A 23909-nucleotide genomic window follows, 5' to 3' on the forward strand; every position below is an offset into this window, starting at 1 on the left:
AGGGCGCCTACAGCGGCGTGACGTACGCCCCCGAGATTCCGCCGTCGACCAGGAAGTCGGTGGCGTTCACGAAGGACGAGTCGTCGCTGGCCAGGAAGGCGACGGCGGCGGCGATCTCGTCGGCGTCGGCGAAGCGGCCGACCGGGATGTGCACGAGCCGGCGTGCGGCGCGCTCCGGGTCCTTGGCGAACAGCTCTTGGAGGAGGGGGGTGTTGACCGGTCCCGGGCACAGGGCGTTGACCCGGATGCCGTCGCGGGCGAACTGCACGCCCAGTTCGCGGGACATGGCCAGCACGCCGCCCTTGGAGGCGGTGTACGAGATCTGGGACGTGGCGGCGCCCATCCTCGCCACGAATGAGGCCGTGTTGATGATGGAGCCCTTGCCCTGCTGCCGCATGTAGGGGATGGCGGCCTTGCAGCACAGGTAGACGGAGGTGAGGTTGACCTCCTGGACGCGCTTCCAGGCCTCCAGGCCGGTCTCCAGGATGGAGTCGTCGTCGGGCGGCGAGATACCGGCGTTGTTGAAGGCGATGTCGACGCTGCCGTAGGTGTCGAACGCCGTCTTGAACAGCGCCTCGACCTGCTCGGGGTCGGTGACGTCCACGCTCACGAAGATCCCGCCGACCTCCTCGGCGGCCGCCTTGCCGCGCTGCTCGTCGACGTCGCCGCAGACGACGTGCGCGCCTTCGGAGGCGAGCCGGCGGGCGGTGGCGAGGCCGATGCCGCTGCCGGCGCCGGTGATGACGGCCGTACGTCCGACGAGACGCCGGCAAATGTTCTCTGCGGTCACTGTGCGGGGCCTTCCGTGCTGATGAAGACGTTCTTGGTCTCGGTGAATGCGGTCAGGGCGTCGGGGCCCAGCTCACGGCCGATGCCGGACTGCTTGAAGCCGCCGAACGGGGTCCAGTAGCGGACGCTGGAGTGGGAGTTGACGGACAGGTTTCCGGCCCGGACGTGCTGGGAGACGCGCAGGGCGCGGCCGACGTCACGGGTCCAGATGGAGCCGGAGAGGCCGTAGTCGGTGCCGTTGGCGAGGGCGACCGCCTCGGCCTCGTCCTCGAAGGGCAGGACGACGGCGACGGGGCCGAAGACCTCCTCGACGGCCACGCGCGCGTGCGGGTCGACGCCGGTGAGGACGGTGGGCGGGAACCAGAAGCCGGGGCCCTCGGGGGCCTTGCCGCGCACGCCGTCGAGGTCGTCGGTGACGTAGGAACGGACCCGGTCCAGCTGGACCTTGGAGATGAGCGGGCCCATGTCGGTCGTCTCGTCGGCCGGGTCGCCGACCGTCACCGCCTCGATCGCGGGGCCCAGCAGCTCCATGAAGCGGTCGTAGGCGGAGCGCTGGACGAGGATGCGGGTGCGGGCGCAGCAGTCCTGGCCGGAGTTGTCGAGGAAGGACATGGGGGTGGCCGCCGCGGCGGCTTCGAGGTCGGCGTCGGCGAAGACGATGTTGGGGCTCTTGCCGCCGAGTTCGAGGGTGACGCGCTTGAGGAGCGCGGAGCCCTTCGCCAACACCTGTTTGCCCACGGCCGTGGACCCGGTGAAGACGATCTTCGCGACGCCGGGGTGCTCGACGAGGGCGTTGCCGGCGACGGAACCGTGGCCGGGCAGGACCTGGAACAGGCCCTCCGGAAGCCCGGCTTCCAGGGCCAGCTCCGCCAGCCGCAGCGCCGTCAGCGGCGTCGTCTCGGCGGGCTTGAGGATCACCGCGTTGCCGGCCGCGAGTGCCGGGGCCGTACCCCAGGCCGCGATCGGCATCGGGAAGTTCCAGGGGGCGATGACGCCTACGACGCCCAGCGGTTCGAGGATCGTGACGTTCAGGCCGCCCGGGACCGGGATCTGACGTCCGGTCAGCCGCTCCACTCCCCCGGCCGCGTAGTCGAGGAGGTCGCGGACGTTGCCCGCCTCCCAGCGGGCGTTGCCGATGGTGTGCCCGGCTTCCCGGACCTCCGACTGGGCGAGTTCTTCGAGGTGTTCGTCGACGGCGACGGCGAACCGGCGCAGCAGTCGCGCGCGTTCGCCGGGCGCGAGCGCGGACCACACGGCCTGCGCCCTCGTGGCCCGTACGACCGCCGCGTCGACGTCGGCCGCGGTGGCGGCCGGGACGGTGGCGACGACCTCTTCGGTGGCGGGGTTCAGTACCTGGAGCTGGTCGGACAAGAGGTGCCTCACATGCGTTCGAAGGAGCGGCGCAGCTCCCAGTCGGTCACCGCGGCGTCGAAGGCTTCGAGCTCGACGCGGGCCATGTTGCGATAGTGGGCGACGACCTCGTCGCCGAAGGCGGCCTTGGCGATGGGGCTGTTCTCCCAGAGCTCGGCGGCCTCCCTCAGGGTCGTGGGGACGTGCTCGAAGTCGGCGGTGTAGGCGTTGCCGGGGCAGGGCTCGGGCAGCTCCAGCTTGTGTTCGATGCCGTACAGCCCGGCGGCGACCAGTCCGGCGACGGCGAGGTGCGGGTTGACGTCGCCGCCGGGGAGCCGGTTCTCGAAGCGCATCGAGCGACCGTGGCCGACGACGCGCAGGGAGCAGGTGCGGTTGTCGTGGCCCCAGGCGACGGCGGTCGGCGCGAAGGAGCCCGGCTGGAACCGCTTGTAGGAGTTGATGTTCGGGGCGTAGAGCAGGGAGAAGTCGCGCAGCGCGGCCAGCTGACCGGCCAGGAAGTGCCGCATGACGTCGGACATGCCGCCTTCGCCGTCCCCGGCCATGGCGTTGTCCCCGCCCGCGTCCGCGAGCGAGAGATGGATGTGGCAGGAGTTGCCCTCGCGCTCGTTGTACTTGGCCATGAAGGTGATCGAGACGCCCTCCTGGGCGGCGATCTCCTTCGCGCCGGTCTTGTAGATCGCGTGCTGGTCGCAGGTGACCAGGGCGTCGTCGTACTTGAAGGCGATCTCGTGCTGGCCGGGGTTGCACTCGCCCTTGGCGGACTCGACGGTGAGCCCGGCGCCCGCCATCTCGTTGCGGATCCGGCGCAGCAGCGGCTCGATCCGCCCGGTGCCGAGCACCGAGTAGTCGATGTTGTACTGGTTCGCCGGCGTGAGCCCTCGGTAGTTCGCGTCCCAGGCCTGCTCGTAGGTGTCCTTGAAGACGATGAACTCCAGCTCGGTGCCGACGTTCGCGGTGTACCCGAGCTCGGCGAGGCGCTCCAGCTGGCGGCGCAGCACCTGGCGGGGCGCGGCGACGACGGGCGAGCCGTCGTTCCAGGCGAGGTCGGCGACGAGCATGGCCGTACCGGCGTTCCACGGGACGCGGCGCAGGGTGGCCAGGTCGGGGTGCATGGCGAAGTCGCCGTAGCCGCGGTCCCAGGAGGACATCTCGTAGCCGTCGACCGTGTTCATCTCCGTGTCGACGGCGAGGAGGTAGTTGCAGCCCTCGGTGCCGTGGTGCAGGACCTCGTCGAGGAAGAAGCGGGCGGCGAACCGCTTGCCCTGGAGCCGCCCTTGCATATCGGGGAAGGCCAGGACGACAGTGTCGATCTCACCGCTCGCGACGAGGGCGTGCAGCTCCTCGACGCTCAGCGGGGGTGTGCGGTCTGCCACGGGAGAGCCTCCATTCGGCTACTTCGGTCAGCCGGGAGCCATAAGGTATTGCGCAGGACCATTGATTGGGAAGGGGGTCCGACCACATGTCGCAGACGGGCACGGAGCAAGGGGCGCCCGGGGCCGACGACCGGCTGACGTCGGTGCTGCGGCCGGTGCGGGCCGGCAACGGCTTCGAGGAGGCCCTGGAGCAGATCCTCCAGGTGGTCCGGCTCGGTCTGGTGCCGGGCGGCGAACGGCTGCCCGCCGAGCGCGAGCTGGCGGACCGGCTGGGGATCAGCCGGGTGACGCTGCGCGAGGTGCTGAAGGTGCTCCAGGACCAGGGTCTGGTGGAGTCGCGGCGCGGCCGCTACGGCGGAACGTTCGTGCTGCCCCGCTCCGAGACGCCCGGCGAGGAGGAGCTGCGCCGGCGCCTGAAGGACGTCGACGTCGAGGACACACTGCGCTTCCGCGAGGTGCTGGAGGTGGGCGCGGCCGGGCTGTGCGCGGCGCACGGGCTGGAGGCGGGGCAGGCCGACCGGCTGCGCGAGGCACTGGCGCGCACGCACGACGCCCCGCTCGCCGACTACCGCCGCCTCGACACGCTGCTGCACCTGACCCTGGCCGAGCTGTCCGGCTCCCCCTCGCTCACCGCCCAGTACGCGGCCGTGCGCGCCACCGTGAACGACCTGCTCGACTGCATCCCGCTCCTGGTCCGCAACCTGGAGCACTCCCAGCGCCAGCACACGGCTCTCGTCGAGGCCGTGATCGAGGGCGACGCCGACCAGGCGCGGGAGATCATGCGGGAGCACTGCGGGGGTACGGCGGCGCTGCTGCGGGGCTTCCTGGGCTGAGCGCGCCCCGTCCCCGACGCGGGTGGATTTACCGGCGATTAACGCAGGGGTATTGCGTTCGAGCGACCGACCCGGCAAAGGTATGCATCCATTCCATTGAACCGGAGCCCGGTCGACCCACCCCACCGTGCCCGGAGAACGCCCGGTGTCCACCGCACGTGGGGAGTTGGCCATGTCCCAGGAATCCACGAACACACCACCCGCCGCCGGGGAGGCGGACGACTATCTGGAGCGCAGAGCCCTGCGCCGCGGCAGCGCCGGCTGGGTACTGCTGACCGGACTAGGTGTCGCCTACGTCGTCTCCGGCGACTACTCGGGCTGGAACTTCGGCCTGGCCGAGGGCGGCTTCGGCGGCCTGGCGATCGCCATGGTGCTCATGGGCACCATGTACGCCTGTATGGTCTTCGCCCTCGCCGAACTGTCCTCGATCCTGCCGACGGCCGGCGGCGGCTACGGCTTCGCCCGCCGGGCGCTCGGCCCCTGGGGCGGGTTCCTCACCGGCACGGCGATCCTCATCGAATACGTCCTCGCACCCGCCGCCATCGTCATCTTCATCGGCGACTACGTCGAGTCGCTGGGCCTGTTCGGCCTGGAGTCCGGCTGGCCGATGTACCTGGTCTGCTTCGCGATCTTCCTCGGCATCCATCTGTGGGGCGTGGGCGAGGCCCTGCGCTTCAGCTTCGTGGTCACCGGTATCGCGGTGGTGGCCCTGATCGTGTTCGCGCTCGCGGCACTGCCCGACTTCTCCATCGGGTCGCTCGACGACATCCCGGTCGACACGTCGGCGGCGGGGTCGAGCTCCTGGCTGCCCTTCGGCCTGCTCGGCATCTGGGCGGCGTTCCCGTTCGGCATGTGGTTCTTCCTGGGTGTCGAGGGGGTGCCGCTGGCCGCCGAGGAGACCCGGGAACCGGCCCGTACGCTGCCGAAGGCGATCCGCTGGTCGATGGGCATCCTGGTGGTGCTGGCCGTGGTGACCTTCTTCGCCGCGGCCGGTGCGCGCGGCTCGGCGGCGATCCAGGAGGCCGGCAACCCGCTGGTCGAGGCGCTCCAGCCGGACGGCGAGGCGACGACGCTGAGCCGGATCGTGAACTACGCGGGTCTGGCGGGCCTGGTGGCGTCGTTCTTCTCCCTGATCTACGCGGGCTCGCGGCAGCTGTTCGCCCTGTCCCGCGCCGGCTACCTCCCCCGCTTCCTGTCGCTCACCAGCCGCCGCAAGGCGCCGTACCTGGGCCTGCTGGTGCCCGGCACGGTCGGCTTCCTGCTGGCGGCGGTGTCGGGCGACGGTGCCCGGATGCTGAACATCGCGGTCTTCGGCGCGACCATCTCGTACGCCCTGATGTCCCTGTCGCACATCGTGCTGCGCCGCCGGGAGCCGGAGCTGGCGCGGCCGTACCGGACGCCGGGCGGGGTGCTGACGTCCTCGGTCGCGCTGGTGCTGGCGTGTGCGGCGCTGGTGGCGACGTTCCTGGTGGATGTGACGGCGGCGTTGATCGCGCTGGCGGTGTACGTGGTCGCGATCGGGTACTTCGGCCTGTACAGCCGTAAGCGCCTGGTGGCGAAGGCGCCGGAGGAGGAGTTCGCGGCGCTGGCGGCGGCCGAGGCAGAGTTGGCACGGGACTGAGGCGTGCGTGCGTCGAGTGTGAGGGAGTTTCGGTGGCCAGGCCGTTGATCGGAGTCAGCACCTACCTGGAGTCCGGTGCGCGCTGGGGCGTGTGGGAGCTGGAGGCGGCGCTGCTGCCGATCGGCTATCCGCGGCTGGTGCAGCGGGCGGGGGGACTGGCGGCGATGCTTCCGCCGGACGACCCGCAGCGCGCTCCGGAGGCCGTGGCCCGGCTGGACGGCCTGGTCATCGCGGGCGGGCCGGACGTGGAGCCGGCCCGCTACGGGGCGGAGCGCGATCCGCGCACCGGGCCGTCGGCGCGGGAGCGGGACGCGTGGGAACTGGCCCTGATCGACGCGGCGCTGTCCGCCGATGTGCCGCTGCTGGGCATCTGCCGGGGCATGCAGCTGCTGAACGTGGCCCTGGGCGGCACGCTCGTCCAGCACCTGGAGGGGCACGCGGAGGTCGTGGGCGTCTTCGGCGGCCATCCGGTGAAGCCGGTGCCGGGGAGTCTGTACGGCACTCTGGTGCCGGAGGAGACATCGGTGCCGACGTATCACCACCAGTCCGTGGACCGGCTGGGTGAGGGGCTGGTGGCGTCGGCGTACGCGGCGGACGGGACGGTGGAGGCGGTGGAACTGCCGTCCGCGGGCTGGGTGTTGGGGGTGCAGTGGCATCCGGAGATGGGGACGGATGTGCGGGTGATGCAGGGGTTGGTGCGGGCCGCGGGTGGGTGAAGCGGGTCCGCCCCCGCCGCCCCTGCCCTTGCCCTTGCCCTTGCGGCGGGGGCGAGCAGAACTACCCTCGCGTCAGCGACAGCAGGTCCCGTGCGGGCCCCGCCGGCCGATGCCCCGTGGGCCACACCGCCCGCAGATCCCTCGCCAGCGACACACCCGCCACCGGCACCCTCACCAGCCGCCGCATGGACAGCTCCTCCCCCACCGCCAGTTCACTCAGCACCGCCGGCCCCGCCCCGCCCACCGCCGCCGCCTTCACCGCGGTCGTCGACGACAGCTCGATCAACGGCCGCGCCAGACCACCCAGCGCCGCGTCCAGGACCTGCCGGGTTCCCGACCCCTTCTCCCGCAGGATCAACGGCGTGGCCGCCAGCTCCGACGCCTCCAGCGGCCGCCGCCGACGCGACCACAGATGATCCGGCGCGGTCACCACGATCAGGCTGTCGTGGGCGATGACGACCGAGTCCAGCCCGGTCGGCACCGTGAGCCCCTCCACGAACCCCAGATCCGCCTCGTCCGCCAGCAACCGCTCCGCGACCGCCGCCGAGTTCCCGGCCAGCAACGACACCGCCGTGTCCGGCCGCTGCGCGCGCAGCGCCAGCAGCCACCCCGGCAGCAGGTACTCCGCGATCGTCATGCTCGCCGCCACCCGCAACCGCGAGTCCCGCCGGTCGCGCAGCGCCTGCGCCCCCACGTCGAACGCCTCCGCCGCCTCCACGATCCGCCGCGCCCAGTCCGTCACCAGCGCCCCGGCGTCCGTCAGCCGCGAGCCCCGCGGCGACCGGTCGACCAGCGCCACCCCCAGCTGGCGTTCCATCGACCGGATCCGGCTGCTCGCCGCCGGCTGGGTGATCCCCAACTCACGCGCCGCCCCGCCGAGACTCCCCAGCCGCGCCACCGCCAGCAGCAGCTCCAACGCGCCGAGTTCCGGGACGCGGTGCGACAAGGACCCCGCGCGAAACTGCCCCTCCGCCGCCTCTGTCATAAGCCCAGTTTATGTCGCCATAGAGGCAAACTCCCTGGTGGGGAGGAATCAACGAGGAGACGCTGAGGGCATGGTCACCGCCGTCCGTCACCTCGGACCCAACTGGTATGCCGCCGTCATGGGCACCGCCGCCGTCGCCACGGCCGGAGCCGGGCTGCCGCTCCACGTCCCCGGTCTGCGCACGATCTGCGCAGCCGTCTGGACGCTCTCCCTCCTGCTGCTCCTCACCCTCCTCGCCGCCCGGGTCCTGCACTGGACCCATCACCGCGACCAGGCCCGCGCCCACCTTCTCGACGCGGCCATGGCGCCCTTCTACGGCTGCCTGGCCATGGCCCTGCTGGCCGTGGGCGGCGGTGCCGTCGTCGTCGGGAGGGACTGGATCGGGACCGGCGCCGCGGTCGCGCTCGACGCCGTGCTGTTCTGCGCCGGTACGGTCGTCGGGCTGGCGGCCGCCGTCGCCGTCCCGTACCTCATGGCCGTACGCCACCGGCCGGAGCCGGCACAGGCGACGCCCGTGTGGCTGCTGCCGCTGGTCGCGCCGATGGTGTCCGCCGCGCTCGGGCCCCTGCTGGTGCCGCATCTGCCGCCGGGGCAGGCCCGGGAGACGCTGCTCCTCGCCTGTGTCGCCATGTTCGGGCTGAGCCTGTTCGCCACCCTGCTGATGCTGCCGCTGGTCTTCGCCCGGCTGGTCACCGGCGGCCCCCTTCCCCTGGCCCTCGCCCCGAGCCTGTTCCTGGTGCTGGGCCCGCTCGGGCAGTCCACCACCGCCGTGGGCATCTTCGGCGACGTCGCCCCGGGGGTGGTCCCGCCGCCGTACAGCGAGGGCTTCGGGATGCTCGCCGTCCTGTACGGCGTCCCCGTCATGGGCTTCGCACTGCTGTGGCTGGGCCTCGCCACCGCCCACGTGCTGCGCGCCCGACGGCACGGCATGGGCTTCGCGATGACCTGGTGGGCGTTCACCTTCCCGGTCGGCACCTGCGTCACCGGCGCCGCCGCCCTGGCCCGGCACACCGGACTCGCCGTCTACGAGGGACTCGCCGTCGGCCTGTACGCCGTGCTGGTCGCGGCCTGGGCTGTCACGTCCTTCCACACCGTCCGCGGCCTGCTGACCGGCACCCTGCTCGCGGCGCCCCGGACAGCAGCCATGGCCCCTCTACCAGCGCCGGTCGCTGCCGCGACCCCTAACCGGCCGCTCCTCGAAGTGCCTGCGACAACACCCGGGGCGCCTCGGCCAGCGACGGCCCGTACCACGTCAGATGCCGTCCGCTGACCAGCGCGCAGGGCAGACCGGGGAACGCCTCCGGGCCGTCGTCCGGCGTGAAGCGGTACGGCTCGTCAGGGAGGACGACGATGTCGGGGGCGGCGGCCCGGAGGTCGTCGAGGGGGATGCGGGGGTAGCGGTCCTCGTGCCCGGCGTACAGGTGGTCCACGCCCAGGCGGGCCAGCACGTCGCCCGCGAAGGTGTCACGGCCCAGCACCATCCAGGGCCGCCGCCAGATCGGGACCACGGCCGTCGTACGGCGCTCGGGAAGCGGGGGCGACGACCAGGCCCGCTCCGCCTCGTCCAGCCAGCGCGGGCGTGCCGTGACGCCGCAGGCGGCGAGCACGCGGGCCAGCTCACCGAAGGCCCCCGGTACGTCCCGTACCTCGGTCACCAGGACCTCGACGCCGGCCGCGCGCAGGGCGGCGAGGTCGGGTTCGCGGTTCTCCTCCTCGTTGGCGATCACCAGATCGGGGGCGAGGGTGAGGATGCGGTCGACCTCGGGGTTCTTGGTACCGCCGACACGGGTGACGTCCAGCGCGGCCGGGTGGCTGCACCAGTCCGTGGCGCCGACCAGACGGCCGGGTGCCGACACGGCCACGGCCTCCGTCAGCGACGGCACCAGGGAGACGACACGCATCAGCGCCCCGGCCGGTCCCGGACCGCCTCGATGTGCTCCGCCACCGCGACGACGACCACGCGTGTGTCCGGCACGGTCGCCCGCCAGCGGTGGCGCACCCCGCCGGTCAGGTACAAGGTGTCGCCGCGGCCCAGGCGATAGGCGCGGCCCTCCGCCTCGATCTCCACGGCACCGTCGGCCACATACATCAACTGGTCGTTGCGGTACTGGAATTCACGGCCGGCGTCATGGTCGCCGGTGAACTCCGAGGCGTGCATCTGATGGTGACCGCGCACCAGGGAACGCACCCGCGGTTCCGGCTCCAGTTCGGTGGTGTCGGAGCGTACGACGTCGACGCTGCACGCCGGGTCGGCGGCGGCGAGGAGTTCCACGGCGGTCGTGCGCAAGGCGTCGGCGACCTTCTCGAGGGAGCTTCTGCTGGGGCGCGCCCGGTCGTTCTCGACCTGGCTCAGGAAGGGCACCGAAAGGCCGCTGCGTTCGGCCACGACGGCGAGCGTGAGGTCCAGCGCGCGGCGCCGCCGCCGTACGGCCGCGCCCACTCGAAGGGGCTGTTCTTTGTGGTCGCCCATCGCTCCGGCTCCCTCCCTCGCTCGTCGGTCCAGAGTCCTCGCGCCCGCCGTCCGGCGCACACCTTCTGTTGAGTTCCTTGCACCCTACGCATGTTCGGCAAACCGTTTCATGCGCCCGTCACATCGACGACACATCGGGGGGAGTACGACCCACCGGTTCGCGCCAGCGGATCGGCTCCCGAGGAGCCCCGGCGCCCCCGCGCCGCCCCTGACTCCCGCTCAGCGGACGAGAGCCGCTGTTCGGTTCAATACTCCCGCACTCTCCTGTGTTCCCGCGCCCGCTCCGACTCACGTGCCTGGTCAGAGGGGTGATGGCGGGCCACTCCCGCGGCCGGGAAATGGGCACCGGCCGTGGGGAGTTCGCACCGGCCACCTCAGGTGCGGGGATAGCGCTGCGTGGTTGGCCGGATCCTGCCCGTAGGCAATGCCGGGGGACTATGCGCGGACACCACGAAGGGCGGGCCCGCCGTACGGAGGGGAAAAACGTACGGCGTGACCCGCCCCTCGGGCGGCGGTCCGGGCCCGTCAGGTCACCCGGCCGCCTGGCTCTTGCGGTCCGCTCCGTCGACCGGGGCCCACTTGTCCAGCAGTCCCGGGTTCTGCTTGAGCCAGGTGCGGACGGCGTCCTGCTCCTTGCCCTTGCCGGCCTTCGTGATCTGCGACTCCAGGTCGGTGAGCTGCTTCTCGGTCATGGAGAAGTTCTTCAGCCACTCGCCGACCTCGGGGTTGTCGTCCGCGAAGCCCTTGCGGGCGAGGGTGTGCACACCGTCGCCCTTGCCCCAGGCACCCTTGGGGTCCTTGAGCTTCTTCAGGCCGTAGTCGCTGTACGCCCAGTGCGGCGACCAGAGCGTGACGAGGACCGGCTCCTTCTTGGCGTAGGCGCGCTTGAGCTCGGCGAGCATCGCGGGCGTCGAGCCGTCCACGACCTCGTACGTGCCCTCCAGGCCGTACTCCTTGAGCACCTTGTCCTTGAGCATGCCCATCATTCCGGCGCTCGGCTCGATGCCGACGATCTTGCCCTTGAACTTGGAGGCGTTGTTCTTGAGGTCCTCCAGGGAGTCCACGCCCTTGACGTAGGACGGGACGGTGAGCTCCAGGGAGGTCGGGCCGTACCAGGAGCCGAGGTCCTCCAGCTGCTTCCCGAACTTCTTCCAGTACTCGGCGTGCGTGGTGGGCAGCCAGGAGTCCGTCTCGAAGTCGATCTGGCCGGTGGCGAGGCCGGTGTAGAGGGGCCCGGCGGCGTACTGGCTGGTGGTGACCTCGAAGCCGCGTCGCTCCAGCAGTTCCTTCCACAGGTAGGTGGAGGCGATGCCCTCGTCCCACGGGATGTAGCCCAGCTTGATCTCCTTGCCCTTGCCGATGTTCGTGGCGGAGGCCTCGGCGGTGCCGGAGGTGGGGCCGAAGACGCCCATGCCGCCCGCGACGAGGGCCAGGGCGGCCACACCGGCCACGGCGACGACCGGACGCGGCCGGTAGTTCCAGACCTTGACCCCGCCGGCGGCGCGGACCTTGGCGGCGGCGCGGCGGCCCAGCGGGGAGATCTGCTCGCCGAGCGCGCCGGTGATGCGGTCCAGGTAGATGGCGAGGACGACGATGCCGACGCCCGCCTCGAAACCGAAGCCGATGTCGAGCTGGCCGATGGCCTCGTTGACCGCGCCGCCGAGGCCGCCGGTGCCGACCATGCCGGCGATGACGACCATCGACAGGCTCAGCATGATCACCTGGTTGATGCCCGCCATGATCGTCGGCAGGGCGAGCGGCAGCTGGACGCGCAGCAGGGTGTCGCGCGGTGTGGTGCCGAACGCCTCGGCGGCCTCGACCAGCTCGGCGTCGACCTGCCGGATGCCGAGCTCGGTCATACGGACACCGGGGGCGAGCGCGAAGATCAGCGTGGCGATGACGCCGGCGGCGGTGCCCAGGCCGAAGAAGAGGATGGCCGGGATCAGCAGCACCATCGACGGCATCGTCTGGAGCAGGTCCAGCACGGGCCGCACGGCGGCACTGACGGTCCTGGAGCGGGCCGCCCAGATGCCGAGCGGGATGGAGAGCACCAGCGCGATCACGGTGGCGACCAGCACCAGGGCCAGCGTCGACATGGCCCGGTCCCACAGGTCGAGCGAGTCGACCAGCGCGAAACCGGCGAAGGCGAGGACACCCGCGACGACGCCCCGCAGCCACCAGGCGAGCACGGCGAAGATGCCCGCGAGGAGCAGCGCCTCGGGTGCCGTCAGGAGCGCGTTGACACCGTCGTACATGCCCTCGACGACGGCCTTGATCGCGTCGAAGAGCCAGCCCATGTGGGCGACGAGCCAGTCCACACCGGAGTCGACCCAGTCGCCGAGATGCAGCCTAGGCACGGGCGATCACCTTCCCGTCCGCGTCGTCGCAGGGCGTGGGGTCGGCACTCTCGTCGCCGAGGAAGCCGACCAGCCGCTGCCGCGGTACGACGCCTATGACCCGGTTGTCCTCGTCCACGACCGTCACGCGGTGGGAGAGACGGGCACTGATCGCGCACAGCTCCACGAACGGCGTCTCGCTGGTCGCGGTCTCGCAGGCGCACAGCGGGGCGTCGGCGGTGACCGAGGTGTCCATGAGGGCGCCCGCGGTCAGCACGCGGGAGCGGTCGACGTCCTGGATGAAGGAGGCGACGTACTCGTTGGCGGGGCGCAGCAGGATGTCCTCGGCGCTGCCGGTCTGGACGATGCGTCCGTCGCGCATGACGGCGATGCGGTCGCCGAGGCGCATGGCCTCGTTCAGGTCGTGGGTGATGAAGACGATGGTCTTCTTCAGGGTCTGCTGGAGCTGGAGCAGCTGGTCCTGCATGTCACGGCGGATCAGCGGGTCGAGCGCGCTGAAGGACTCGTCCATCAGGAGCAGGTCGGCGTCGGTGGCGAGGGCGCGGGCGAGGCCCACGCGCTGCTGCATACCGCCGGACAGCTCGTCGGGCCAGGACTTCTCCCAGCCGGCCAGACCGCACAGCTCCAGGGCCTCGGTGGCACGCTTCTCGCGCTCGGCGCGGGGCACGCCCTGGACGGCGAGCCCGTAGGCGGCGTTCTCCAGGACACTGCGGTGCGGGAACAGCGCGAAGTGCTGGAAAACCATGCTGATCTTCTTCGCACGGACCTCGCGCAGCCCGCGGTCGCCGATGGCCGTCAGGTCCTGGCCGTCGAAGCGGACGTGACCCGCGGTCGGCTCCAGCAGCCCGTTCAGCATGCGCAGCAGGGTGGACTTGCCGGATCCGGACAGGCCCATGACGACGAAGATCTGGCCGGGTTCCACGGTGAAGGAGGCGTCGATCACGGCGGCGGTGGTGCCGTCGGCGCGCAGCTCCTCCCGGTCGGCTCCTTGGCGGAGCCGCTCGACAGCCTCGTTCGGTCGTCTGCCGAACACCTTGTACAGATGGTCGGCCTCAAGCCTGGATGACACGGGTACCTCTTGTCTCGACGGCAGATGAACGGAGCGACGGGCGCAAGTTGAAAACGCAACCGATGCCGCTCCGGGAGCGCGCCTGCCCTGGTTGCCTGGGGGCAAACGCGCAAGTGGTGCAGACCACAGGGGGGGTGACAGGGGGCTCTCGTCGCCGACGTCGGCCGGTCGGTCGGTGTGGTCGCGCGGGACGCTGAGGCGCAGGGTGCTCCCGCAGCGTCGCGAATCGCATCACTGTCAGTGCCGTACGGCATGATGCGTGGCGTGACCGGACGACTGATGCTCCTCGACACCGCCTCGCTCTACTTCCGCGCCTATTTCGGCGTCCCGGACTCCGTGAAGGCCCCGGACGGCAGCCCGGTGAACGCCGTGCGCGGGCTTCTCGACTTCATCGACCGCCTGGTCAAGGATCACCACCCGGACGCGCTGGTGGCCTGCATGGACGCCGACTGGCGGCCCCAGTGGCGGGTCGACCTGATCCCCTCCTACAAGGCGCACCGCGTCGCCGAGGAGCGCGAGGTGGGGCCGGACGAGGAGGAGGTGCCGGACACGCTGTCGCCGCAGGTGCCGGTGATCGAGGCGGTCCTGGACGCGCTGGGCATCGCGCGCGTGGGCGTGGCCGGGTACGAGGCGGACGACGTGATCGGCACGTTCACGGCACGGGCGAAGGGCCCGGTCGACATCGTCACGGGCGACCGCGACCTGTACCAGCTGGTGGACGACGAGCGCGGGGTGCGGGTGCTGTACCCGCTCAAGGGCGTCGGCACCCTCCAGCTCACCGACGAGGCGTGGCTGCGCGAGAAGTACGGCGTCGTCGGCCGCGGTTACGCGGATCTGGCGCTGCTGCGGGGCGACCCCAGCGACGGTCTGCCCGGGGTGCCGGGGATCGGCGAGAAGACGGCCGCGAAGCTGCTGACCGAGTTCGGCGACCTGGCCGGGATCATGGCGGCGGTCGACGACCCGAAGGCGAAGCTGACGCCGTCGCAGCGCAAGCGACTGGACGAGTCGCGCCCGTATGTCGCCGTGGCGCCGAAGGTGGTCCGGGTCGCGGCCGACGTACCGCTGCCGGACGTCGACACGACCCTGCCGCGCACGCCCCGGGATCCCGCGGGGCTGGACGAGCTCGCGCTGCGCTGGGGGCTCGGCGGGTCGTTGCAGCGACTGCTCGTGACGCTGGGGGCGTGAGCGCACCGGGGGCGTGAAGGGGGCCCCGATCGCGCGCATGGGGCTCGTGGCGTGGGGAAGTCGGTCCCCGTGTGCGCGACATGCACCATTTCATGAACGTTCATAGCGGCATTCACCGGGGGAAGGTGCTAACTTAGGTAAACCTAAGCTTGGAACGAGGGAGGCCAGTGATGGCGCTACGCCCTGCCCGCAAGCCGCGGAAGCCCCACTCCGCGCAGGTCATCCGTACCGAACGGCTGACCCCGCACATGCAGCGTGTGGTGCTGGGCGGTGACGGGCTCGCCGAGTTCGCGGCGGACACCTGCACGGACCATTACGTCAAGATGCTGTTCTCCCCCGCCGGTGTGTCCTACCCCGAGCCCTTCGACCTGGAACGCATCCGCGAGGAACTGCCCCGTGAGCAGTGGCCGGTGACGCGGACGTACACCGTGCGGGCCTGGGACCCGGAGCACCGCGAGCTGACGCTGGACTTCGTCCTGCACGGCGACGAGGGCCTGGCCGGCCCCTGGGCGATGCGCGCCCAGCCGGGAGAGACCGTACGTTTCATGGGCCCCGGCGGCGCCTACGCCCCCGACCCGGACGCCGACTGGCATCTTCTGGTCGGCGACGAGAGCGCGCTGCCCGCCATCGCCCGCTCCCTGGAGTCGCTGCCCGACGGCGCCACGGCGTACGCCTTCGTGGAGATCTCCGGCCCCGAGGAGGAGCAGAAGATCGACTCCGATGTGGACGTCATCTGGCTGCACCGCGGCTCCCGCCCGGTGGGCGAGGCCCTGGTGGAGGCGGTGCGCGCGCTGGAGTTCCCCGAGGGCAGGGTGCACGCGTTCGTGCACGGCGAGGCGCACTTCGTGAAGGAACTCCGCCAGCTCCTGCGCGTCGAGCGCAATGTGGCCCGCGAGGACCTGTCGATCTCCGGCTACTGGCGACTCGGCCACAACGAGGACGGCTGGCAGGCCTCCAAGCGGGACTGGAACGCACGGATCGAGGCGGAGCAGGAGGGGGCGGCGCCGGCGGCGTAGGCGTTGCGATGCACGACGGAAGGGGCGGCACCCTCGAAGGTGCCGCCCCTTCCGTCGTACCCGACGTCGAGATCCGCCATGACCGCGCCCGACTCGAAGCCCAGACGCTATCGAGCGACGGGTGTGAGGTTTGCCGGGTGAAGCTGGCCGGTCACGTTCGAACTCAGCGCGCTGGCGGTGCGCGGGGAATAGCGGCCGTTGTTGCGGCTCCAGTCGTAACTGCCGCGTATCCATGTGAACATGGCGGCCGCATACCTCTGGACCTTCTCGGATTCCGCGTCAGTGAGCCGAAGGCGGGAGCAGAATTGAGGGATCCAGCTCACCTGCTCGCCCAGCTGATCGACCGCCGCCTGAACGAGGGTGACGGCCATTCTGATGGCTTCCTGCCGGGAGCAGTCGCTCTCCCGCATGAGGCAGTGCACCAGATTGGGGTCACCTCGGGCGTCGTCGTTCTCCAGGGACATCACCTCGTTGATGAGTTTGACGGCCCGGACAGCTGCTCGTCGCATCGAATCCAGGTGACTGCTGTGCCAAATGACCTGTGGGATCTCGAAGTTCCCCACTCTCTCGGCCAGGTCGAGCGAAGGTATCAGTCCCAGCGTGCGGTGCCCGACCCTCATCCGGGTGGCGAAGTCCTTGGGGACCCAGGTACGACGGTCCATTTCCTCAGTGAGGTTTCCCGTCAGGTAGTCCACCCAATTGTGAGCGGCCCGTGAGCGCCATTCCGCGGACATGCCCATCCCCGATCGACGCCAGATGTCCGCGAATGCCCTCACCAGCGGTGCGTCGTGGTCGACGGCCCTGGGCCAGGGGTGGCTGACGATCTCGATGAGCTGCTTGCACACGTCGACGGCTTCATCCGCCTCGTGGCTCTCGGGGACGTCAAACAGGTCGTCGAACAGGAAGAACCAGCCCATCGTGTCAAAGGCCAGATCGAGGTCGTCTTCCTCGGCGTCCGGGTAGCTGTAGGCGGCCAAATCCGCCACAGCGGAGAATATGTAGCGCCGAGCTGCAACGTCTCCCATCACCAGTGCCTGCCGACGCATCCATTCCAGATTCCGCTCCCTGGCGGCCGCCAAACCGGAGTTCAGCCGGGGAGCTATAGGTAATTCTATGGTGACGTTCTGGGGCATGACTCTCTCTCCAAGTTCTGCCTCAGCATGCTTAATGACCCAGCGGGCCCGTCGCTGACGCCTCCGGACGGAAGGAAGCGGTGTAGCGCTGCGACGCCGGAAAATCCACGAACATGTCAGAAAGTCGCAATAGGTACCCTGTCACGTTCCGCTCCGATCACTGTTGCGGGAGCACGGATTGAGGCATCCGGCGAGCGGCCGCACTCGTTGATCATGGCCTCTGACACATCGGGCTCGCGCTGCGCAACCTCCCGACGGTCAACTCGCGGGGCACCGCGAAGCGTTCGCCTGCCGCCTCGCCGGCCCTGACACCGACCTCGCTGCTGTCCTTCAACCGGGTCTGCTCGACATCGTTGGCGGAACCGACCAGGTGCACATGGCGCATCCGCCTGCTGAGGGTCTCGATCATGCGCTTTGAGCCGGAGCGGTTGCGCGAGTCGACAACGATCACGAGACCGCCTCGGTTGCGAGAACTTTCACAATCCGCTGGCGATTTTACGCGGCATGACAAAAGTCGCCACCAGATTGGCGACAGTATGTTCGGAAATTTATCTCTCCCGGAGCACCACGGAGTCTCCCCGCCCCGCCAGGCTTGCCGTCCCGCGACGGGGCGGGGGCCTATCTCGCGATCCTGGCCTCCGGGCCATGACCAGGGCGATTGCCGCCACATGCACGACTCGCCCGTCCGGTAGTCGGCCTCTGATCCACAGACATCACCCCACGCGTCGGGCCCGCAGGAAGAGCAGGCCGCTACAAGTCCGGTTGTACGACGTGGACGAGCACCGTAACTGTCTCAGCCACAAACCGATCAGGGGAGGGCGCACGCGTCTACTTACTGATGCGTACGCGACCAACGATGCGCCCCCGGTCCGTCGCAATCGACAAGGCGACAGTCATTTCAAGTCTCCTCAGAACAACGCGACGCTCGCCCGAGGCGCCGCGCCGCCTCGACTCCGCGCTGCCCGTCGCACCCTCGTAGGCTTGATCGTGATGAGACGCCGCACCCCGCCCCCGCCCTCTCCCCTGCCGCAGCGCGAGGGGGTGGATCCGGTGCGGGTGCGACTTCCGGCCGGGAACGCATGGGCGACCGTCCGGGATCATCTCGTGGCGCGGCTCGCCGCCGGGGCCGGGGTGATCGACAGCATGCTCGACGAGGGACGCATCGTGGACGCGGCCGGACGGCCGGTGCCGGGCGACATGGCGTACGTGCCCGGGATGTACCTGTGGTTCCACCGCGAACTGCCCCACGAGGAGCGGGTGCCGTTCCCGGTCGACGTCGTCTACCGGGACGAACACATGGTGGTGGCCGACAAGCCGCACTTTCTGGCCACGACGCCACGCGGCAGCCATGTCGCCGAGACGGCCCTGGCGCGGCTGCGTCGGCAGCTGGGCATCCCGACGCTGGGCGCGGCCCACCGCCTGGACCGGCTGACGGCCGGGCTGGTGCTCTTCACCGTACGACCGGAGGAGCGCGGCGCGTACCAGTCGCTCTTCGGCGACAGGCAGGTGGCGAAGGAGTACGAGGCGCTGGCCCCGTTCGACCCGGCGCTCTCCCTCCCGCGCACCGTGCGCAGCCGGATCGTCAAGGAGCGCGGGGTGATGGCGGCCCGCGAGGTGGAAGGCGAGCCCAATGCCGTCAGCAGGGTCGAGCTGCTGGAACACCGAGACGGGCGCGCCCGGTACCGGTTGACACCACGTACCGGGCAGACCCACCAGCTGAGGGTGCACATGAGCGCCTTGGGGGTGCCGATCCTCGGCGATCCCCTCTATCCCGTGGTGACCGACCCCGTGGCGGCCGGTGATTTCCGGCGTCCGCTCCAACTGCTGGCGCGCGTGCTGGAGTTCACCGATCCGATCACGGGGTGCGAGCACCGGTTCGTCAGCCCGCGTGTGCTGCGGGCCTGGTCGTCATACGACGAGTGGGCCGCCGGCCAGCCCTGATGAACCGGCTCAGTAGCCACGCCACCAGCGCAGCAGACGCCGGAACACACCGGGCCGGACGGCCGGTTCGGGCGTCGGCGCCGGCTCCGGTGCGGTCGACGCAGCGACGGGCTCCGGGGCCGGCGTCTGCGGCTCGTACAGGGTGGCCTGTCGCTGGCTGGGACGCTGGGACTCCAGCGGGTGGGAGGGCCGTGCCATGACGTCCTGCTGGGGCTTGGGGGCGAACTTCACCGGCAGCTCCACCAGGTGCCGGTTCGAGATGGACCCTCGCCAGTGCAGTTCGTCCTCCTCGCAGGCGAGCTGGACGTCCGGTAGGCGGGTCAGCAGCGCGTCGACGCCGACGTCGGCGATGGCGCGCCCGATTTCCTGCCCCGGGCACTCGTGCGGGCCGCCGCCGAAGGCGAGATGGGAGCGGTTGCCCTGCATGTTGGCCTTGAGGTCGGGCCGGACGCGCGGGTCGACGTTGCCCGGCGCGATGCCGAGGATGAGGCCGTCACTCTTGTGAATGTGCTGCCCGCCCAGCTCGATGTCCTGCTTGGCGACATAGGGAAGGACGGTGCTGAACGGCGGCTCGTCCCACAGGGACTGCTCGACCGCCTCGGGGACCGTCATCTGGCCCCCGTTGAGCTGGGCGCGGAACCGCGGATCGGTGAGCACCACCCGCAGCACGTTGGCGAGCAGGTTGGCGGTGGCCTCGTACGCGGCGACCAGGATGATGCGCAGGTGCTGGCCGACCTCCTCGTCGGTGAGCCGCGCCGGGTGGTTGATCAGGTGGCTGGTGAAGTCGTCCTTGGGCTCGGCCCGGCGGCGGGCGGTGAGCCGCATCAGGACGTCCATGAGGTAGGCGTTGCTGGCGATCGCGGTCTCGGTGCCCTTGGGCATGTCGCGAGCGGCCTGCACGATCTGGTCGTTGTACTCGTCGGGCATGCCGAGGATCTCGCACATCACCACCATCGGCAGGTGCTCGGCGAACTGGCTGACCAGCTCGGCCTGGCCCTCCTCGCAGAACTTGTTGACGAGGTGCTGGGTCGCACGGTTGATGTGCCGGCGGATGCCCCGGTGGTCGATGGTCGACACGGCTCCGTTGACCGCGCCGCGCAGCCGAAGGTGTTCGTCGCCCTCGGCGTGACTACAGATGGGCTGCCAGGCGAAGTGCGGCATCAGCGGATGGTCGGGCTTGACCGTCCCGTCCTGCAAGGCCGACCACAACCGGGTGTCACGGCAGAACTGCGAGGGTGTGCGCACCATGTGCATGTTCTCGCTGTGGCCGAGGACCACCCAGATCGGCACGTCGTCGTGCAGCAGCGCGGGAGCCACCGGGCCGTACTCTGCACGGAGTTTCTCGTACACAGCACCCAGGTCCTCCGCCTCGGGTCCGTACAGCCGGCGCAGCCCGCCGGGGCCGATGCCGTGGGCGGGGCAGCCGGGGGGCGGGGCTGCCGTGGGGTCGTCCGTGCCGGTCGGGGAGAGGGATTCAGGCGTCACGATGCAAGCTCCGAAGCTGAATTGAATCCGGTGTTCGGGAGGTGAGGGGGGTGGGGGTGTCAGGGGTGGACGTGCGTGCGGGCAGGCGTGCCGCTCAGGCCGGGGCCTTCGCCAACGCCAGCCTGTGCAGGAACTGCAACAGCGTCATCAGCACATCCCGGCTGGACGCCCGGCGACGTACGTCGCACTCGAGGATGGGGATCTCCTCGGGCAGATCGAGCGCCGTGCGGAGTTCGGAGACGGGGTAACGGGGGGCGTCGGGGAAGGTGTTGACGGCCACGACGAAGGGCACACCGCGCTCCTCCAGCCGCCCCATGACGTCGAAGCTGACCTCGAGACGTCGGGTGTCGATCAGTACGACCGCGCCGAGCGCACCGTCGAACAACCCGTTCCACAGAAACCAGAAGCGCTCCTGGCCGGGCGTACCGAAGAGGTACAGCACGAGCTGTTCGGTGATGCTGATACGGCCGAAGTCCATCGCGACCGTGGTGGCGGTCTTGGTGTCCGAGCCGAAGTTGTCGTCGACGCCGATACCCGCCTGCGTCATGGTCTCTTCGGTGGTCAGCGGCCTGATCTCGCTGACCGAGCCGACCATCGTGGTCTTGCCGACACCGAAGCCGCCCACGATCACGATCTTGACCGCGGTCTCGGCCGTATGCGGCAACTGGTCCTCGGTGCGTGGGCCGGGGACGGTGTCAGAGCCTTTGTAGTCCATGCATCACCGCTTCGAGGATTGAACGGTCGGCGACGGTCTGACGCACGACCGGATTGCGTGCCGTCACCAGCCCGGCCGTCAGCATGTCGGTGAGCAGGACCGTCATCACGCTGAACGGCAGGTTCAGATAGGCCGACAGCTCGGCCACGGACAGAGGGGAGGTACAGAGCCGGAGCAGCGCCGACTGCTCGGGCGTGGGGGAAGGCGGGGGGTCGGCGCGCGCCACGATTAAGGTGACGAGGTCGAGGTCGCCGTCGCGCTCGCCGCCGTCCGGTCCGGCCACCACGAACAGCCGCTCCGGGTTCTTCTGCTTCCCGGTCTGCGGGTCCGTCCTCTTGCCGGTCTGGCTCCCGGTCTGCTTCCCGGGCTGGGGACGCGGTGACGGTCGTTGGTCCTTCGGGTATCGCCGCCGGCGTTGCGGAGGAGTCATACGGTCTGCCCGTTGCGCCGAGGCGGACTGGTGAGATGGGCGCCGATGCGGGCGACGAGGTCGCACATGCGGTTGCTCATGAGGCCGGGTTCGGCGAACGTGTCGGAGAGCACGGCGAGGTAGGCGTTGGCGCCCGCGGCCATCAGGTAGAAGTAGCCGCCCTTGATCTCGATCAGGACCATCTTCATCGTGCCGTCGCTGTTGGGGATCTCCGTGGCTACGGCGCTCGCCAGGCTCTGTAGGCCCGCGCACGCCGCGGCGACGCGGTCGGCGGTGTCGGGGTCACCGCCGTAGCGGGCGATGCGCAGACCGTCGGCGGAGAGCACGACGATCATCTCGATGCCCGGTACGCCGTCGTGGAGCTCCTTGAGCATCCAGTCGAAGTTGGCGCGCTGCTGGATCACTTGGTGTCCCCCTCGTCTTCGGCCTCGGGGCGGGCCGGTTGAGTTCGCGGCTGGAGTGTGTAGGGGTCGGGCTTGTCCTTGAGTCCGTTCCAGAACGCCTCCACCCACGCTCCGGGAGCGGGCTCGTCGTCCTTCTCCGGCTCGGGCTCGGGCTCGGGCTTGCGCGTCGACCAGACGGTCGGCCTGCCCTCCCGCTCGGCCTGCTCGATGGCCGCCTGTTCGGCGATGCGCTTGCTGAGCGGCGTCTTGACCCGGCTGCGGCGCTGCGGCAGTCCGCCCGCGGTCCACTCGGTGACCACGGGGACGTCGTCCTCCATGGAGAGCGTGGCGGCGATCTTCGGGCTGGTCGGACGGCGCTTCTTCGGAGCGCGCTTGGGGCCTTCGAGGGCGTCGTCGCCGGCCTTGGGCGCCGCCGCGGCGCCGATGCCGTGGGCGAGTCCGGGCGCGGGGTCGTTGGTCATCATCTCGCGCGGCACCACGAGGACGGCGCGTACACCGCCGTACGCGGAGGAGCGCAGCGAGACCTGCATGTTGAACGCCGTGCACAGCCGGCCCACGACGGCCAGGCCCAGGCGCGGGGACTCGCCGAGGTCCTGGAGGTCGGTGCCCAGCTTGGCGCGTTCGAGCATGCCCTCGACTCTGGCGCGCGCTTCCTCGCTGAGGCTGACGCCGGAGTCCTCGATCTCGATGGCGATTCCGGTCTGCACCTCGGTGGCGGTGACGTGCACCTTGGTCTGTGGCGGCGAGTAGCGCGTGGCGTTGTCGAGGAGTTCGGCCGCGGCGTGGATGACCGGCTCGACGGAGATGCCGGCGATGTTGACCTGGGCGATGGAGTCCAGGCTGATGCGGCGGTACTCCAGGATCCGCGACATGGCGCCGCGCAGCACGCTGTACAGCGGGACGGGTTCGGGCCACTGACGTCCGGGGCGGCCGCCGCCGAGCACGGAGATGGAGTCGGCGAGGCGGCCGATCAGCATGGTGCCGTGGTCGATGCGCAGCAGGTCGTCGAAGACTTCGGGGTTACGGCCGTGGTCCTCTTCCATCTCCCGGAGTTCCACGGCCTGTTGGTGGACGATCGCCTGGACCCGGCGCGCGATGTTGACGAACGACCGCTGGGAGGAGTCGCGGAGGGCTTCCTCGTGGTCGACGATGTCGAGCATCGACTGCACGAACGCGGTTTCCGTCCGGGACAGTTGGGCGTAGGACGGATCGATCTGAGCGAGGTCGCGCATCACCTCGTACGGCGAACTGCCGCACTGGAGCTTGTGGATGGCGGCGGGCGTGATCTCCGTGGCGAGCCGGGTGATCTCCTCGTCATGGGCGGCGATACGCCGTTCCAGATACGCGCTGTGACGGGCGTGCTCGGCCCGGAGGTCACGCAGGGCGCGGCCGCGACGTACGGCTTCGGCCGCGGCGGCGAGCACAAGCAGGATGGCCACGGCACCGCACACGCCGACGGCCGTCCGGGCCGGCTCCGCCACCACGGCGACGGCGGCTCCGGTCGCCGCGGCCATCACTATGGCCGGCAGCAACAGCACACGTGCGTACGGCAGTTCACGGCGACGGGGCGGGGATTGAACGCTCACCATGTGGGCCCTCTGAAACTGATCGGATGGGTGTAGGGGGAGCTAGCAGCGGGGTACGTCATGGGTATGTCGGGATCTTCTGCTTGTTTGGGAACAAGCGCACGAATATGCCTCAACTCGGTGCGCTGCGGGCGAGCTTAGTCCGACCGGATCATCGCCGTGTCATATTCAGCAAGCACCTGAAATGGGGTGCGGGGCAGGAGTACGCTCGGGCCCATTTGCACGCTCCGGTAGCGTTCGAACACGGCGAGTAGCGGCGTACACGCGTGCGATGAGTACTCACCGTGACGAGTGAAGATCGGATTCCGGATCGCACCCACGGGCTGATTCGAGCCCCGCGTGCGGGTCGCAGACGGCCGTGGCAGAGAGGCGTGCGGCCGGGGGTGGGCGCGCGAGAAGGCGCGCGGCCGGAGGCGGGATACCCGGTCAG

The 23909-nt window shown here is 70.3% G+C and carries 22 protein-coding genes; 7 read left to right on the forward strand and 15 right to left on the reverse strand.

Annotated elements, in window-relative coordinates; translation table 11 throughout:
* Positions 1–7 precede the first annotated feature (7 nt).
* The 3 genes from ACIQWG_RS28235 to ACIQWG_RS28245 are packed head-to-tail and all read right to left on the reverse strand — an operon-like array spanning position 8 to position 3533.
* Positions 8–790, reverse strand: coding sequence for a 3-oxoacyl-ACP reductase (locus ACIQWG_RS28235; protein ID WP_404100788.1), 783 nt, complete (start codon positions 788–790; stop codon positions 8–10).
* Complete coding sequence (locus ACIQWG_RS28240) at positions 787–2160, reverse strand: aldehyde dehydrogenase family protein (protein WP_404100790.1); 1374 nt, start codon at positions 2158–2160, stop codon at positions 787–789. The genes ACIQWG_RS28235 and ACIQWG_RS28240 overlap by 4 nt, the downstream gene beginning before the upstream one ends.
* An 8-nt stretch (positions 2161–2168) precedes the next feature.
* Positions 2169–3533: a glutamine synthetase family protein gene (locus ACIQWG_RS28245; RefSeq protein ID WP_404100792.1), complete on the reverse strand. Its 1365-nt coding sequence runs from the start codon at positions 3531–3533 to the stop codon at positions 2169–2171.
* Between the two features lie 86 nt (positions 3534–3619).
* On the opposite strand from ACIQWG_RS28245, the gene ACIQWG_RS28250 reads away from it, so the two are divergent.
* From ACIQWG_RS28250 to ACIQWG_RS28260, 3 genes are all read left to right on the forward strand, one after another.
* Positions 3620–4366: a FadR/GntR family transcriptional regulator gene (locus tag ACIQWG_RS28250; protein ID WP_404100794.1), complete on the forward strand. Its 747-nt coding sequence runs from the start codon at positions 3620–3622 to the stop codon at positions 4364–4366.
* A 172-nt stretch (positions 4367–4538) separates the two neighbouring features.
* The gene (gene eat, locus ACIQWG_RS28255) at positions 4539–5987 is read left to right on the forward strand and encodes an ethanolamine permease (RefSeq protein WP_404100796.1); all 1449 of its coding nucleotides are present in this window, start codon (positions 4539–4541) and stop codon (positions 5985–5987) included.
* A 44-nt stretch (positions 5988–6031) separates the two neighbouring features.
* Positions 6032–6703: a gamma-glutamyl-gamma-aminobutyrate hydrolase family protein gene (locus ACIQWG_RS28260; RefSeq protein WP_404101146.1), complete on the forward strand. Its 672-nt coding sequence runs from the start codon at positions 6032–6034 to the stop codon at positions 6701–6703.
* A gap of 61 nt (positions 6704–6764) precedes the next feature.
* Here the strand turns inward: ACIQWG_RS28260 and ACIQWG_RS28265 are convergent, their stop codons facing one another.
* Positions 6765–7688 carry a LysR family transcriptional regulator gene (locus ACIQWG_RS28265; protein WP_404100798.1) on the reverse strand — a complete coding sequence of 308 codons (924 nt, stop codon included), beginning with the start codon at positions 7686–7688 and terminating at the stop codon, positions 6765–6767.
* Positions 7689–7758: 70 nt separating this feature from the next.
* Here ACIQWG_RS28265 and ACIQWG_RS28270 point away from each other — a divergent pair, with 70 nt between their 5' ends.
* Entirely contained in the window at positions 7759–8958 is a 1200-nt protein-coding gene (locus ACIQWG_RS28270) for a TDT family transporter (protein ID WP_404100800.1), read from the forward strand.
* On the opposite strand, the gene ACIQWG_RS28275 is transcribed toward ACIQWG_RS28270, so the two are convergent.
* The 4 genes from ACIQWG_RS28275 to ACIQWG_RS28290 all read right to left on the reverse strand — a co-directional run bounded on the left by ACIQWG_RS28275 (position 8870) and on the right by ACIQWG_RS28290 (position 13584).
* Positions 8870–9589: a helical backbone metal receptor gene (locus ACIQWG_RS28275; RefSeq protein ID WP_404100802.1), complete on the reverse strand. Its 720-nt coding sequence runs from the start codon at positions 9587–9589 to the stop codon at positions 8870–8872. The two genes, ACIQWG_RS28270 and ACIQWG_RS28275, sit on opposite strands and share 89 nt — an antisense overlap.
* Entirely contained in the window at positions 9589–10158 is a 570-nt protein-coding gene (locus ACIQWG_RS28280) for a helix-turn-helix domain-containing protein (protein WP_404100804.1), read from the reverse strand. The genes ACIQWG_RS28275 and ACIQWG_RS28280 overlap by 1 nt, the downstream gene beginning before the upstream one ends.
* A 530-nt stretch (positions 10159–10688) precedes the next feature.
* On the reverse strand, positions 10689–12515 hold the full coding sequence (locus tag ACIQWG_RS28285; protein WP_404100806.1) for an ABC transporter permease/substrate binding protein: 1827 nt from the start codon (positions 12513–12515) through the stop codon (positions 10689–10691).
* On the reverse strand, positions 12508–13584 hold the full coding sequence (locus ACIQWG_RS28290) for a glycine betaine/L-proline ABC transporter ATP-binding protein (RefSeq protein ID WP_404100808.1): 1077 nt from the start codon (positions 13582–13584) through the stop codon (positions 12508–12510). The genes ACIQWG_RS28285 and ACIQWG_RS28290 overlap by 8 nt, the downstream gene beginning before the upstream one ends.
* 255 nt (positions 13585–13839) lie before the next feature.
* On the opposite strand from ACIQWG_RS28290, the gene ACIQWG_RS28295 reads away from it, so the two are divergent.
* Positions 13840–14769: a 5'-3' exonuclease H3TH domain-containing protein gene (locus tag ACIQWG_RS28295; RefSeq protein ID WP_404101147.1), complete on the forward strand. Its 930-nt coding sequence runs from the start codon at positions 13840–13842 to the stop codon at positions 14767–14769.
* Positions 14770–14939: 170 nt separating this feature from the next.
* Positions 14940–15785: a siderophore-interacting protein gene (locus tag ACIQWG_RS28300; RefSeq protein WP_404100810.1), complete on the forward strand. Its 846-nt coding sequence runs from the start codon at positions 14940–14942 to the stop codon at positions 15783–15785.
* Between the two features lie 107 nt (positions 15786–15892).
* Here ACIQWG_RS28300 and ACIQWG_RS28305 read toward each other — a convergent pair whose 3' ends face one another.
* A complete protein-coding gene (locus ACIQWG_RS28305) occupies positions 15893–16918 on the reverse strand; it encodes a pentalenene synthase (RefSeq protein ID WP_404100812.1) in 1026 nt (341 codons plus the stop codon).
* 211 nt (positions 16919–17129) lie between these two features.
* Positions 17130–17369: a hypothetical protein gene (locus ACIQWG_RS28310; RefSeq protein ID WP_404100814.1), complete on the reverse strand. Its 240-nt coding sequence runs from the start codon at positions 17367–17369 to the stop codon at positions 17130–17132.
* A 539-nt stretch (positions 17370–17908) separates the two neighbouring features.
* Between ACIQWG_RS28310 and ACIQWG_RS28315 the strand changes: the two genes are divergently transcribed.
* Positions 17909–18859, forward strand: a complete 951-nt coding sequence (locus tag ACIQWG_RS28315) for an RluA family pseudouridine synthase (RefSeq protein WP_404100816.1) — start codon at positions 17909–17911, stop codon at positions 18857–18859.
* A 9-nt stretch (positions 18860–18868) separates the two neighbouring features.
* On the opposite strand, the gene ACIQWG_RS28320 is transcribed toward ACIQWG_RS28315, so the two are convergent.
* The 5 genes from ACIQWG_RS28320 to ACIQWG_RS28340 form a co-directional block, all read right to left on the reverse strand.
* Entirely contained in the window at positions 18869–20344 is a 1476-nt protein-coding gene (locus ACIQWG_RS28320) for a cytochrome P450 (RefSeq protein WP_404100818.1), read from the reverse strand.
* A gap of 94 nt (positions 20345–20438) precedes the next feature.
* Positions 20439–21059, reverse strand: a complete 621-nt coding sequence (locus ACIQWG_RS28325) for a GTP-binding protein (RefSeq protein WP_404100820.1) — start codon at positions 21057–21059, stop codon at positions 20439–20441.
* The gene (locus tag ACIQWG_RS28330) at positions 21040–21489 is read right to left on the reverse strand and encodes a DUF742 domain-containing protein (RefSeq protein WP_404100822.1); all 450 of its coding nucleotides are present in this window, start codon (positions 21487–21489) and stop codon (positions 21040–21042) included. Before ACIQWG_RS28330 ends, ACIQWG_RS28325 begins: the two co-directional genes overlap by 20 nt.
* Positions 21486–21893, reverse strand: a complete 408-nt coding sequence (locus tag ACIQWG_RS28335) for a roadblock/LC7 domain-containing protein (protein ID WP_383418538.1) — start codon at positions 21891–21893, stop codon at positions 21486–21488. Before ACIQWG_RS28335 ends, ACIQWG_RS28330 begins: the two co-directional genes overlap by 4 nt.
* A complete protein-coding gene (locus tag ACIQWG_RS28340) occupies positions 21890–23482 on the reverse strand; it encodes a sensor histidine kinase (RefSeq protein WP_404100825.1) in 1593 nt (530 codons plus the stop codon). The genes ACIQWG_RS28335 and ACIQWG_RS28340 overlap by 4 nt, the downstream gene beginning before the upstream one ends.
* Positions 23483–23909 lie beyond the last annotated feature (427 nt).

This window comes from Streptomyces sp. NPDC098781, from assembly GCF_044759995.1.
In the GTDB taxonomy this organism is placed as follows: domain Bacteria; phylum Actinomycetota; class Actinomycetes; order Streptomycetales; family Streptomycetaceae; genus Streptomyces.

Excerpts from the sequence above, each read along its gene's own strand:
- ACIQWG_RS28250 (WP_404100794.1), top strand. The coding sequence starts at position 3,620 with ATGTCGCAGACGGGCACGGAGCAAGGGGCGCCCGGGGCCGACGACCGG.
- ACIQWG_RS28305 (WP_404100812.1), bottom strand. The coding sequence starts at position 16,918 with ATGCCCCAGAACGTCACCATAGAATTACCTATAGCTCCCCGGCTGAAC.
- ACIQWG_RS28265 (WP_404100798.1), bottom strand. The coding sequence starts at position 7,688 with ATGACAGAGGCGGCGGAGGGGCAGTTTCGCGCGGGGTCCTTGTCGCAC.
- ACIQWG_RS28340 (WP_404100825.1), bottom strand. The coding sequence starts at position 23,482 with ATGGTGAGCGTTCAATCCCCGCCCCGTCGCCGTGAACTGCCGTACGCA.
- ACIQWG_RS28275 (WP_404100802.1), bottom strand. The coding sequence starts at position 9,589 with ATGCGTGTCGTCTCCCTGGTGCCGTCGCTGACGGAGGCCGTGGCCGTG.
- ACIQWG_RS28330 (WP_404100822.1), bottom strand. The coding sequence starts at position 21,489 with ATGACTCCTCCGCAACGCCGGCGGCGATACCCGAAGGACCAACGACCG.
- eat (WP_404100796.1), top strand. The coding sequence starts at position 4,539 with ATGTCCCAGGAATCCACGAACACACCACCCGCCGCCGGGGAGGCGGAC.
- ACIQWG_RS28270 (WP_404100800.1), top strand. The coding sequence starts at position 7,759 with ATGGTCACCGCCGTCCGTCACCTCGGACCCAACTGGTATGCCGCCGTC.
- ACIQWG_RS28300 (WP_404100810.1), top strand. The coding sequence starts at position 14,940 with ATGGCGCTACGCCCTGCCCGCAAGCCGCGGAAGCCCCACTCCGCGCAG.
- ACIQWG_RS28295 (WP_404101147.1), top strand. The coding sequence starts at position 13,840 with ATGCGTGGCGTGACCGGACGACTGATGCTCCTCGACACCGCCTCGCTC.
- ACIQWG_RS28280 (WP_404100804.1), bottom strand. The coding sequence starts at position 10,158 with ATGGGCGACCACAAAGAACAGCCCCTTCGAGTGGGCGCGGCCGTACGG.
- ACIQWG_RS28325 (WP_404100820.1), bottom strand. The coding sequence starts at position 21,059 with ATGGACTACAAAGGCTCTGACACCGTCCCCGGCCCACGCACCGAGGAC.
- ACIQWG_RS28315 (WP_404100816.1), top strand. The coding sequence starts at position 17,909 with ATGAGACGCCGCACCCCGCCCCCGCCCTCTCCCCTGCCGCAGCGCGAG.